Origin of the sequence: Paraburkholderia sp. (genome assembly GCF_036488505.1) — a bacterium.
Lineage (GTDB): Bacteria > Pseudomonadota > Gammaproteobacteria > Burkholderiales > Burkholderiaceae > Paraburkholderia.
Genome location: NZ_DASXHN010000157.1, coordinates 20,975 through 32,917 on the forward strand (window position 1 = coordinate 20,975; position 11,943 = coordinate 32,917).

At 65.6% G+C, this 11,943-nt stretch carries 9 protein-coding genes and 1 riboswitch; of the genes, 3 read left to right on the forward strand and 6 right to left on the reverse strand.

What is annotated here, in order from left to right; translation table 11 throughout:
• Window positions 1–69 precede the first annotated feature (69 nt).
• Entirely contained in the window at window positions 70–735 is a 666-nt protein-coding gene (locus tag VGH68_RS09225; RefSeq protein ID WP_331603279.1) for a cysteine dioxygenase family protein, read from the forward strand.
• A 140-nt stretch (window positions 736–875) separates the two neighbouring features.
• Here VGH68_RS09225 and VGH68_RS09230 read toward each other — a convergent pair whose 3' ends face one another.
• From VGH68_RS09230 to VGH68_RS09240, 3 genes are all read right to left on the reverse strand, one after another.
• Window positions 876–3,791 carry a mechanosensitive ion channel family protein gene (locus tag VGH68_RS09230; RefSeq protein ID WP_331603281.1) on the reverse strand — a complete coding sequence of 972 codons (2,916 nt, stop codon included), beginning with the start codon at window positions 3,789–3,791 and terminating at the stop codon, window positions 876–878.
• A gap of 368 nt (window positions 3,792–4,159) precedes the next feature.
• The gene (locus VGH68_RS09235; protein ID WP_331603282.1) at window positions 4,160–4,612 is read right to left on the reverse strand and encodes a hypothetical protein; all 453 of its coding nucleotides are present in this window, start codon (window positions 4,610–4,612) and stop codon (window positions 4,160–4,162) included.
• Between the two features lie 213 nt (window positions 4,613–4,825).
• Window positions 4,826–6,541 (reverse strand): sensor histidine kinase, encoded by a 1,716-nt coding sequence (locus VGH68_RS09240; protein ID WP_331603283.1) that lies wholly within the window; start codon window positions 6,539–6,541, stop codon window positions 4,826–4,828.
• Between the two features lie 342 nt (window positions 6,542–6,883).
• On the opposite strand from VGH68_RS09240, the gene VGH68_RS09245 reads away from it, so the two are divergent.
• Window positions 6,884–8,071, forward strand: coding sequence for an ammonium transporter (locus tag VGH68_RS09245; RefSeq protein ID WP_331603284.1), 1,188 nt, complete (start codon window positions 6,884–6,886; stop codon window positions 8,069–8,071).
• 204 nt (window positions 8,072–8,275) lie between these two features.
• A riboswitch (Fluoride riboswitch) is annotated at window positions 8,276–8,337 on the forward strand.
• Between the two features lie 72 nt (window positions 8,338–8,409).
• On the forward strand, window positions 8,410–8,790 hold the full coding sequence (gene crcB / locus VGH68_RS09250; RefSeq protein ID WP_331603285.1) for a fluoride efflux transporter CrcB: 381 nt from the start codon (window positions 8,410–8,412) through the stop codon (window positions 8,788–8,790).
• Between the two features lie 378 nt (window positions 8,791–9,168).
• On the opposite strand, the gene VGH68_RS09255 is transcribed toward crcB, so the two are convergent.
• The 3 genes from VGH68_RS09255 to VGH68_RS09265 all read right to left on the reverse strand — a co-directional run.
• Complete coding sequence (locus VGH68_RS09255; protein ID WP_331603286.1) at window positions 9,169–9,600, reverse strand: PAS domain-containing protein; 432 nt, start codon at window positions 9,598–9,600, stop codon at window positions 9,169–9,171.
• Between the two features lie 102 nt (window positions 9,601–9,702).
• A complete protein-coding gene (gene frc / locus VGH68_RS09260) occupies window positions 9,703–10,953 on the reverse strand; it encodes a formyl-CoA transferase (RefSeq protein WP_331603288.1) in 1,251 nt (416 codons plus the stop codon).
• 25 nt (window positions 10,954–10,978) lie between these two features.
• Window positions 10,979–11,943 (reverse strand): thiamine pyrophosphate-dependent enzyme (locus tag VGH68_RS09265; protein WP_331603289.1); only part of this gene is annotated, 965 nt, incomplete at its 5' end.

Sequence of the window (11,943 nt, forward strand, 5' to 3'; positions counted from 1 at the left end):
CCGGTCAAACCGGTATAAATATCGGTACCGAAAACAGCCAATAAGCAGCGGGCACGCTGCATCAGGACCATGAGCGACGACCTTCGCACCAGCACTCCAGAGCGCACTTCGAGCTTCGTCGCATCGCTCGCCGAGCCGGCCGGGCGCGCCGCAACAGCTTCGGCCTATACGCCAGCCCGCTGCGGCGACACGCCGCTCGAGCGGCTATGCGACACGCTCGACGCGATACTCGCAGCCGGCGCGAAATGTCCCGAGTCGTCGCGCTCCGCGTTTTTTGCGCGCAGCATGCGCAGCGCGCTCGCCAAGGCCGCCGCCCAGGCGGACCTGCTCGAGCCAGCGCAACGAGAAGGTGCGGCTGAACGCTACCGCCGCCACCTGCTCGCCGCCGATCCGCTCGGCCGCTACGCAATCGCCGCACTGGTCTGGCAGCCGGGCCAGCGCAGCCCCGTGCACGCGCATCACACATGGTGCGGTTACGCGGTGCTCGAAGGCCAGCTGAGCGAGACGGTCTACGATTGGAACCACGCACAGGATCGCGCGAGCCCGTTGCGCTCCCGGGCGCGCAAGCGCGGCGCGGTGTCGTTCGTGGGTAGCGGCCGTGGCGCGATTCATCAGCTCGGCAATAGCAGCGACGCTCCCGCAGTGTCGCTGCATGTCTATGGGGTCGAAGGCGCGCGGATCGGCACCGGTGTGAATGACATCGTGCGCGTAGCCGAGTCCTCCGCATTGGTTTGACAGACGGACGTCGAGCCCGCCGCGGCCTGCGCCGATATCGATCGAACTAGTCGCGCGGTGCGGCCGCTATCCATGTCACGAAGCATGCGTGCGGCCGTGCCTGCGGTCGTGCATGGCCAGGCCGCCTGCTGTCTCGTGTCTCAGCTCTTGCCGCCCGCATCGCCGGCCGTCTGAATCTGCGGTGGAACCGGCGCGGTCTGCCCGGTCGGCGGCGGGGCTGGGCGCGGCTCATGCGAGACGTCGCGCGCCGGCGCAAGCGGCAACTGAGTCGACGCGTGCGGCGACGGGCCGATCCCGGCGGGCTCGCGCGCGCCCGCGTGCGCGTTGTCATGCGCGTTGTCGTGGCTCCGTGCGCGGGTGCTTTCGGGCGTCCACACATGCGCGCTCTCGTTGCCCCTGTCGTAGCTCCTGTCGTCGGCCCCTTCGTGCGGCCGCGCCGGCCTCGCCGCCGCGGCCCGACCGCGCGCGCTGCCCCCGCTCCAATCATCTGCCCGCTCATGCGCGCGCGCACGCGGCTCGTCCTGCGTATGGCGGCTCTCCTGCGCGTCCACGGGCGCGACGAACCCGGTCATCTCGTCGTCGCCCAACGGTTTGCCCTCGGCATCCTTCGATGACGTGTACACCCGCATCTGCGCGACCGGAATCTCGATGCCCGCCTCGTCCATCCTGCGCTTGAGCTGCAGGTTGAACGCGCGCGCGACGCTCCATTGCTGCAGCGGGCGCGTTTTGATCTGCCCTTTGACGACCATCCAGTTCGGGTCGAAGCGGTCGAGCCCCCACACCTCGATCGGTCCAAGCATCTCGCGCCGGTAGCGGAAATCGGCCATCAGCTCGGCGCCGACCTCGCGGATCAGTTCCACGATCTGATCGACGTCGGTCGAGAACGACAGGCGCACCTCGAACACCGCATACGCGAAATCGCGCGACAGATTCTTGACGATCTTGATCTGCGAGAACGGGATGGCGTGAATCGCGCCCTGGCCGTCGCGCAGCCGCACCGTGCGAATCGACAGATGTTCGACCGTGCCTGCGTGTCCGCCGTCGACGTCGATCCAGTCGCCCACCGAAATGGTGTCCTCGATGATGATGAAGAGCCCGGTGATCAGGTCGGTCACGAGCGACTGCGCGCCAAAGCCGATCGCCAGACCGATCACGCCGGCGCCCGCCAGCAGCGGCGTGACGTTGATGCCGAGATTGGCGGCCGTGACGATCACGGCGATCGTCATGATCGTTACCAGCAGCACGTTGCGTACGAGCGGCAGCATCGTGCGCGCGCGCATGCTCGGCGCGCGCGCCTTGTTGCGCGCATTGCCGGGATTGAGCGCTTCGGTGATCGCGGTGTCGACGAGGATCCATAGCAGCCACGCGATGAACAGCGTCGCGACGATGGCCGTCATCGCATGCGCGATGCCGCGCGCGGCGACGTTTTCTTCGACCATCGCGGCAAGCGACACGCCCCACAGCCGCGCCGCGAACTCGCAGAAAAACAGCCAGATGAACAGCGTGAGCAGCGTGCCGCAAAAGCGCAGCAGCCGGGTCAGATACGGCGAACGGCGCCGCGCGCGGGCGCTGCGAGGACGCGTGATGCGCAGCACGATCGCCGACAGGAAAAAGGCCAGCACCAGCAACAGCGCGGTGACGATCGAAATCTGCAGCACGTTCTCGCTCGAGCCGGAACCGCCGAGCGTCGCGACCACCGAAGCGGCCGCGAGCAACAGCACCGGCACATGCCACAGCGCGGCGAGCACCTCGAACGCATCGGTCGCGGCCTTGTGATCGTTGCGCTGCTCGTAGGGCCGGTTGCGGATCAGATGCGCGACCGGGCGCCGGAACGCCACCGCGAAATAGCCGGTCAGCACGGCGGCCGTCATGTTGGCCGCGGTCGAGACCAGCGCGGCCAGATTCGAGCCGAGCTGATGCGCGACGTCGTAATTGACGGCCGCGTCGCCGAGCGCGCCGCACACGCCGATCACGAACAGCACGCGCCGCGCGTGATCGATCAGCAGACGCACCGCGATCCGGCGGTGCCCGGAACCGAACAGCGAAAACATGATCAGGCAGATCGCCGAAAACACCGCGCCGGCGACGATCGCATACGCGACCACCATGCCGAGCGTCCGGCCCAGCGCATCGGGCATCGCGCGCACGAACAGCAGCGCGGCGAGAAACGCGATGATCCACGGGCCGACACGGCGCAGCGCGAAGATCAGCAGCTCGCGCGTGGTCGGATTGGGCCGCAGTTTCAGATCGATGCCCCAGCGCCGGTAGAGCCGGTGCTGCAGATAGATCAGCGCGCCTGCACACGCACCCCAGCCCGCCAGCATCGCGGCCATCGACAGCAGGATGCGGCCGAGGCTCTCGCGCCCCTGCCCTGAGACGATCGTGAACAGCTCGTTGCCGGCCGCGTTGAGACGCCCGCCCCAATAGCGCACCGGTGTGCGGCCCTGATTCACGTCGGATTCGAACGACGCAATGCCAGACGCGATCGCGCCGAGCAAACCAGGGCTCGGTGATGGCGGCGCGGGCGGTCCGACGGCTTGCGCCGCGCTTTGCGATACGTCGCGCAGTTTCTTCAACTGACTAACGAGCGCGCCGCGCTGGCGATCGTTATCGAGTGTCGCGATCACGCTGTCGAGCGAGCGCGCGAGTTCGGCCTGGCTAGCGGGCGAAGGCGCGGAGGCCGCTTCGGCCGCCGATGCGCCCGAGGCCGCCGAAGCCGGCGCCGCCGCGCTCACCGTCGCGCTGTTGATCAGGCTCTGCAATGCGGGAATGACCGGCGTGCCGGTACCCACCGCCGGTCCGGCCGCTACGGCGCGCATCGGTATCGCGCCGGCGCACAGGATCAACATCGCGCACAGCAGCGCGGCGATCTGGCTCGCCCATTTGGCTGGCATGTGCGTCGGACGACGCGCGCGGTCGCGAGCCTCGCGGTGTTCGCGCTGGCTCGTGCGGGCGGCGGGATCGGAGGAAATACGAGGGGCGGTGCGAGTCGCCGGCTGCTGCGCGCCATCAGACGATGCGGCCTCGGACTCATACCGCAACGGACATGACGGCATGGCAATCCGTAGAAAAACGGAACACGCCAGTGTAGCCGCAGTTGTGGCCGGCGCGCCCGAACATGCGTAACCGATTGTTAGTGCGCTTGCGCGAGCAGCAACGGCTGTGCGTCGGGGTTTTCGCAGGCGATTGCACTGGCTTGCGGGGGACAGCGGCTATTGCCGTGCGCGTGCGGCGATTCGCGCATTGGCACCCGTGGAACTCGCCGCCCACTACCCGCACGCGCTTCAGACCCGCAGCGCGCCCGCGTTCGCGTGATTTCAGTTGGCGACTGGTTTTCGCGGCGGAGCCGCCCGGCAACGGCGATGCGTAACGTCAGCAATTGCGTTTATCGCCGACGTCGAACTCGAAGGGACCTGCATGCAGCTTATTTGTCCATCTGCTTCTGTGCGTCGGAGGGATCGGCGGAGCTGGCCGCCGCCGCATTCTGCGCTGACCACGACTGCAATTTGCGCCCCGCCACTTCGAGACCCTGGCCGGTAAGCGATGCGGCCTTGTCGAGTTGCGCGTTGGCCACGCTTGCCGCGTTGTGCAGGTTGGCCTGCGCGGTGGATGCAAGCGCGCCGGGATCGATTGTTATCGACGGCGCAGACGCGGATTCGAGGTTCTGCTGCGCGGCCGACTTGGTCGCATCGACTTGCTGGCCGACATAGCTCGCCGCCTGATCGAGCTTCTGGCCGGCGGCTTGGGCCGCGTCGTTGAGCTTGCCCGCGACCTGGCCGGCCGACGCGTCGTTCTTCTGACACGCGGCGAGCGCGCCGAATACGACAACAATGCACGCCGCACGGCGCATCAACGACGAGGAAAGAGCTGAATTCATGTATGGGCATGGGCCGCGCGACGCGGCTGGTAGATACGAAGACGCGCCCATGATACCGCCGAAGCGCGCCGCGCCCCAGCCATCGTTCGCACTCGTCGCTGTTCTGTGAAACGCGATCGCAGTCGTGCTGTGTTCTCGACTCGCGCTTGCCCGGTGCGGATGCCGGGTCCCGAATCGACGGGACGCACCGACGCGTTGGCACTCGCACCTGCACTACTCGCGTGTTTCGAGCTCCGCGCGCGCTTTGCGCTCATCACGCGGCAGCTGGCCCGCAGCCGCTACCGCCCGCGCGCCGGGCTCGGCCGTGAGCGCCGCAGGCTGCCGTACGCCCGCATTCGCCGCGGCCGTCCCCGCTTCCAGCAACGACAGATAAAACGTCGTACCGCTGCCTTCTTTCGATTCCGCCCACACGCGTCCGCCGTGCCGCTCGACCATCCGCCGCACGAGCGCGAGACCAACGCCCTCGCCGGCCGTCGCATTGCCGTGCAGCCGCTGGAACGCGTTGAAAAGACGCGGCAGCGCGATAGCCGGAATGCCGAGACCGTTGTCGCGCACATAGAAGATGCGCAGGGAATGGACGCCCGGCGGCGCGGGCGTCGTGCCGATCTCGATGCGGCCCTCGCGGGCCGGATCCAGATAATTGACCGCGTTGCCGACGAGGTTCGCGAAGATCTGTTCGAGCGCGGTCGGATCGCCCCACACCGCCGGCAGCTCGCCGACGCTCACGCGCGCGCGCCGGGCCCGGATCGAACCGTGCATCGCATCGACGACGCGCTGCACGAGGTCGCGCATGTCGACCTTCTGGCGGCGGTACTCGACGCGGCCCACCCGCGACAGCCGCAGCAGCGCGTCGATGATGTGCGACGCCCGCAGCACGGCGGTCTGCAGATAATGCAGCGCCTCGCCGATATCCTCGTCGACGATCCGCTCGATGCGCCGCGGCGTGCCGGCCGCCAGCGATGATTCGCGCACCGCCGCGCGCAGTTCCTCGCACGCGCGGATCAGCTCCTTCGAGAAGCCCTGCAGGTTCACGAGCGGCGCGCGCAGATCGTGCGACACGCTGTGGATGAACATCTCGTTTTCCTGAGTCTGCTGGCGCAGCGTCTCGTTGATGCGCGCGAGTTCGGCCGCGCGGCGCTCGAGGTCCGCATGAAAGCGCGCTTCGATGCGCTCGGCCTCCAGCAGACGCCGGCTGGTGTCGTGCAAGGTCAGATCGAGCCGCGCGATCTCGTCGCGGCCCGCGCTGACCGGCGCGAGCGGCTCGTTGCCGGCGAGGCGTCCGGCGTTGTCCGACAGCAGCGCGAGCCGGCCGCGCACGCCGCGGGTGAAAAACCACACGGCCAGCGCGACGAACAGCAGCGAGCCGAACCCGGCTGCGGCGATCAGCGTCTGCTGCCGCTCGCGCGCGGCACTCGCGGCGTTCGAGCGCAGCGCATCGAGACGCCTTTCCTCGGTCTGGAACGCGGTGACCTGCAAACGGAAACGGTCGAGCACGTCGGCGCCGGCCAGATCCCGAAAGCGCCGCAGAATATCGGCGCGCCGCCCCGCCTGCAGCAGATCCTGGATTCGGTCCGACCACTGGCGGTAGGCCTGCGCCGCCTGGCGGACTTCGACCACGCGCTCGACTTGCGCGGGGTTGTCGGCGACGAGTTCGGCCAGTTGATCGATGCGCCGGTCAACGTCCACCCAGGCCGCGACCGGCGTGTTGAAACGCGCGTCGTTGGCAAGCACCGCGCCGCGCAACGCGACGGACTCCGCAAGCACCGGATCGAGGATCGCGGTGGTCTGACGCAGCACCTGCTCGCTATGCATCGCCCAGCGCTCCGCCTGCGCGGTGTCGGCCTGGGCCTTCACCAGTGCGCAGAGCAGCGCGAGTTCGAAGATGGCCGGAATCGCGATCAGCAACAGGCCCTTGGTGGTCAGTCTCATGCTTGCGAGTGGGGGAAATGGCCGGTGGAGCATGCGCGGCTCGGCACATTATGTCGGCGTTTGCGTGGGAAGACAAAGACGCCGCCGTCATGGTGTCGATCTGTAAGTGAAATATAAAGTTATGCCCCTGTCTGAGTCATCAATGCTTCGACTCGCTGTGGAATGCACCTGTTAGGTGCTTGCTGTCGCCATTAAGGTGCACCATCCTGCCGGTCATGAGGTCAGTGGATCCTAGGCGAATCCTATGCTGGTGCTGGATGCACCGCGTCGACGCGGCCCGCACAACTTTGGCCCGCTTCTTGCTCACATAGCGCACTTTTTTGGCATAAGCGGGACACATCGATGGATAGTCTGAAAACCGGCGCCGATACCGAGTTCCTTCTGCTCGGGGCCGCCATGGTGCTGGCGATGCATGCGGGTTTTGCGTTTCTCGAGCTCGGCACGGTGCGCAAGAAGAATCAGGTCAATGCCCTCGTCAAGATTCTGGTGGACTTCTCGGTTTCGACGATCGCGTATTTCTTTATCGGCTACACGATCGCGTATGGGGTGCAATTCTTCGGCAGCGCCGAGTCGCTTGCGCAGCACAACGGCTACGGGCTGGTGCGCTTTTTCTTCCTGCTGACGTTCGCCGCCGCGATTCCCGCGATCGTGTCGGGCGGCATCGCCGAACGCGCGAAATTCAACCCGCAGCTGTTCGCGACCTTCGTGCTGGTCGGCTTCGTTTATCCGTTCTTCGAAGGGATCGCCTGGAACGACCGCTTCGGTATCCAGGACTGGCTCACGCACGTGTTCGGCGCGCCGTTTCACGACTTCGCCGGCTCGGTGGTCGTACATGCATTCGGCGGCTGGGTCGCGCTGCCGGCCGTGCTGCTGCTCGGCGCGCGTCATGGCCGCTACCATCGCGACGGCGGGATTGCCGCGCATCCGCCGTCGAACATTCCGTTTCTGGCGCTCGGCGCATGGGTACTGACGGTCGGCTGGTTCGGTTTTAACGTGATGAGTGCGCAAACGCTCGACAAGATCAGCGGCCTCGTCGCGGTCAATTCGCTGATGGCGATGGTCGGCGGCACGCTGTGCGCATGGTTCGCCGGCCGCAACGACCCCGGCTTCACGTATAACGGCCCGCTCGCCGGGCTCGTCGCGGTCTGCGCGGGATCGGACATCATGCATCCGCTCGGCGCGCTGGTGACGGGCGGCATCGCCGGTGCGCTGTTCGTCTATATGTTCACCTGCGTGCAGAACCGCTGGCGCATCGACGACGTGCTCGGTGTGTGGCCGCTGCACGGCTTGTGCGGCGCGTGGGGCGGCATCGCCGCCGGCATCTTCGGCACGCACGCGCTCGGTGGTCTGGGCGGCGTGTCGTTCGGCTCGCAGGTGGTCGGCACGCTCGGCGGGATCGTCGTGTCGGGAGTCGGCGGCACGCTGGTGTACGGCGCGATCCGCATGACCGTCGGCCTGCGGCTCGATCAGGAAGAGGAATACAACGGAGCGGACCTGTCGATTCACAAGATCTCTGCCACGCCGGAGTGACGTGGCGACGGGCGAGCTGTGCGCTGGCGTGGCGCGTTTGCTTGTGGCTGGCGTAGAACAGTCGGCGCTCGCCGCGCTCGGGAACGACGAATCACTGCGCGCCGCGTGCGAAACGCCGCCGCCCCCGCCGCCCCCGTCGCCCCGTCGTTGCCCCCTTCCTCACCGCTGCCAGGCCGGCCCCGAGGGCCTGCGCCGATGGTAGACTTCGCCGCTGGAGATGGCATTCTCCATGAACCGCCCTCGGGGCTGATGATGCCTGCTACGCCCGGTTATGCGGACGCGGCATCACCCGCCCGCATGAACCGGTTTGTCGACATTCCGGTTTGCCCACACCTTCCATGTATTGGTCCTTTCTCGCTGTCGCCATTGGCGGCGCACTTGGCTCGCTGTTCCGCTGGTTCCTCGGCTTTCGTCTGAACGGCATTTTTAGCGGCCTGCCGCTCGGCACGCTCGCCGCGAACGTGATCGCCGGCTACATCATCGGCGTCGCGGTGGCGGGCTTCGCGCGCATGCCGCAGCTCGCACCGGAATGGCGGCTGTTCGTGATCACCGGCCTGATGGGCGGACTTTCGACGTTCTCGACTTTCTCCGCCGAAGTCGTGCAGCGGCTGCAGGACGGCCGGCTCGGCTGGGCGGCGGGCGAAGTGGTGATTCATGTGAGCGCGTCGCTCGTCATGACGATTCTCGGGATCGCGACGGTGTCGTTGCTGGCGCGTTGACGGCTGGCTGACCTCATCAGTGAAAAGAACCGTTGTGTCGTCATGATGTGCGTGCGTTACCGACGCACCGGGCGAACCAGCCCGCGCCGCGTCGACCACCCTCGTACCGCTGACAGGTGCGGCCAGGCGCTGCGCTCGCGGTATCCCTGGTCCTCAGCCAACAAGCGAACTCGCGGAAGCATTGCCCGGCGACGCGTTATACGGACACGTGGAGGATCGAGCCGATCGGTGGAGACAGTACGCGTTCGTTGCGCGGCTCCGGCGCGGGCTTTTTCGGCACGTTCAATCGCAACAAGAACAGCTAGCGGTAGAGGGCGTAGCCCATTCTGCCGCCCTGGCCGCAGACGGCTGAACGGGGACTGCGCTTTTCATCGCCTCTCAAGCGCCCGCGGATGCCTCCAGCTCCGCAAGACGCTGGCGCAGCAAGCGATCCTCTTTGAAACGGGCGGTTTCGTCGCGAATCACTGCGACGATGCCGTTCAGTTCATTTTGCGGCGAATGCAGCAATGCAACGGTAAAGGCGATCGACATTGACCGTCCGTCCTTATGCACGGCGGGCACGCGTAGCACGTCATTGCCGTAACGGGTCTTGCCCGTTGCCATGGTCTTGTGATAGCCGTCCCAGTGTCGGCCGCGCAAGCGTTCCGGAATGATCAGGTCGAGCGAATTGCCGAGCGCCTCGCTTTGGGTAAAGCCGAACATGCGTTCGGCTGCGGGGTTCCAGAAGGTGATGCCGCCGCCGGCATCGGAGATGATGATCGCGTCGCCGATCGCGTTGGCAAGTTGCTGAAAGTCGATGGCAGTTGGCACGGCGCTCCTCCGGGGAAAAATGCGGATTCGAATCGGACGCGGCGCCGTCAGAGGCGCCTTGTCTGTACGTCAGAGCCGGATTGCCCGGCCTGTCTGACGCCGTCAAACCGCCCTGATTTCGCGTAGATTGAAGATCTCCTGCTTGCTGTAGCCAAGGCCCGCCAGCACTTCTTCGGTATGCTCGCCGAGCAGCGGAGACGCAGTGACTTCCGGCTTCATGTCCGAGAATTTGATCGGGCTGCCGACGGTCAGATACGAGCCGCGTTTCTTGTGCGGTACTTCGACGATTGTTCCGCTCGCCCGCAATGATGGATCGTTGGCCAGTTCTTTCATCGTCAGCACCGGCGCACACGGAATATCGAACTTACGCAAGATGTCGACAGCTTCGAACTTGGTCTTGTCGGCGAGCCAGGCTTCGATGGTTTTGAAGATCTCGAAGATGTGCGGTTGACGCGCCTCAGCGGTTTTATAGGCGGGGTCATCGATCCACTCGGGCTTGCCGAGTGCTTTGCAGATCGGCTCCCATGCATGGCCCTGGATCGTGAAATAGATGTAGGCATTCGGATCCGTTTCCCAGCCCTTGCATTTGAGCACCCAACCCGGCTGCCCGCCGCCGCCCGCATTACCGCCGCGCGGCACCACATCGCCGAATTCGCCGTGCGGATACTGCGGATACTCTTCGAGATATCCCACTCGCTCCAATCGCTGCTGATCGCGAAGCTTCACGCGGCACAGGTTCAGCACGCTGTCCTGCATCGACACGGCGACCTTCTGGCCCTTGCCGGTTTTGTCGCGCCCGAGCAGTGCAGTCAGAATGCCGATCGCGAGATGCATGCCCGTGTTGCTGTCGCCGAGCGCCGCGGCGCTGATGGTCGGCGGACCGTCCCAAAAGCCAGTGGTGGAGGCCGCTCCGCCCGCGCATTGCGCAACGTTTTCGTAGACCTTCAGGTCGTCGTAGTGGTGACCATCGCTAAAACCTTTCACCGAGGCGACGATCATCTTCGGGTTGAGTTCGTTCAGACGTTCCCACGAAAAACCCATCCGGTCCAACGCGCCCGGCCCGAAATTTTCGACGAGAACATCGGATTCGCGGATCAGTTTTTCCAGCACTTCCTTGCCTTCTGGCTTCTTCGTGTCGAGTGTCAGCGACTTCTTGTTGCTGTTGAGCATCGTGAAGTACAGCGCGTCGGCATCCGGGATATCGCGCAACTGGTTGCGCGTGACGTCCCCCGAACCCGGCCTTTCGACCTTGATCACGTCAGCACCGAACCAGGCGAGCAACTGGGTGCACGCGGGACCGGCCTGAACATGAGTGAAGTCGATGATCTTGATGCCTTCGAGAGGTTTGGTCATGTTGGTATCTCCGTGGTTAATCCGATTACTTTTTCATTGCCGCGCTTTGCGGATTCAGGTTCGTCAGGCGGCCGCTTTCGGTGCCGGCCGCTTCGTCGATAACAGCATTGATCAAGCTAGGTTTGCCGGATGCGATCGCGTCGACGAGTGCCTTCGTCAGTTCTTCCGGCGTGCTCGCGTGGTAGCCAATGCCGCCGAATGCCTCGATCATCCTGTCGTAGCGCGCACCCTTGACGAACACAGTCGGCGCAACGTCCTTGCCGCCCGTCGGGTTCACGTCGGTGCCGCGATAGACACCGTTGTTGTTGAACACGACCGTGCAAACCGGCAACTCGTAACGGCAGATCGTTTCGAGTTCCATGCCGCTGAATCCGAAGGCGCTGTCACCCTCGATCGCGACCACCGGTTTGCCTGTCGTGACCGCCGCGCCGATGGCGAAGCCCATACCGATACCCATGATTCCCCACGTGCCGGAATCAAAGCGCTTGCGCGGCTCGGCCATGTCGATGATGCTGCGCGCGTAGTCGAGCGTGTTGGCGCCTTCGTTGACGACGTTGATGTCGGGGCGGGTCTTCAGCACGTCACGGATTGCACGCAAAGCACTGTGGAAATTCATCGGAGATGGGTTCTTGTCGAGCATCGCGGCCATCTTCGCGAGATTCCGGCTCTTGCGCTCGGCGATCGCACCGGTCCATTCGCCCCCCGGCCTGGCGAAGTTCTCGTCGAGGCCGGCGCGAAGCGCCGCCACGCACGAGCCGATATCGCCGATCACCGGCGCGGCAATCGCGACATTGCTGTCGATTTCGGTCGGCGAGATATCGACCTGCACGAACTTTTTGGGCGCCGCGCCCCACGTATTGCCCTTGCCATGTGACAGCAGCCAGTTCAGACGCGCGCCGATCAGCACGACAACGTCGGCTTCCTGCAGCACGAACGAGCGCGCTGCCGATGCGGATTGCTCGTGCGTGTCGGGCAACAAGCCCTTGGCCA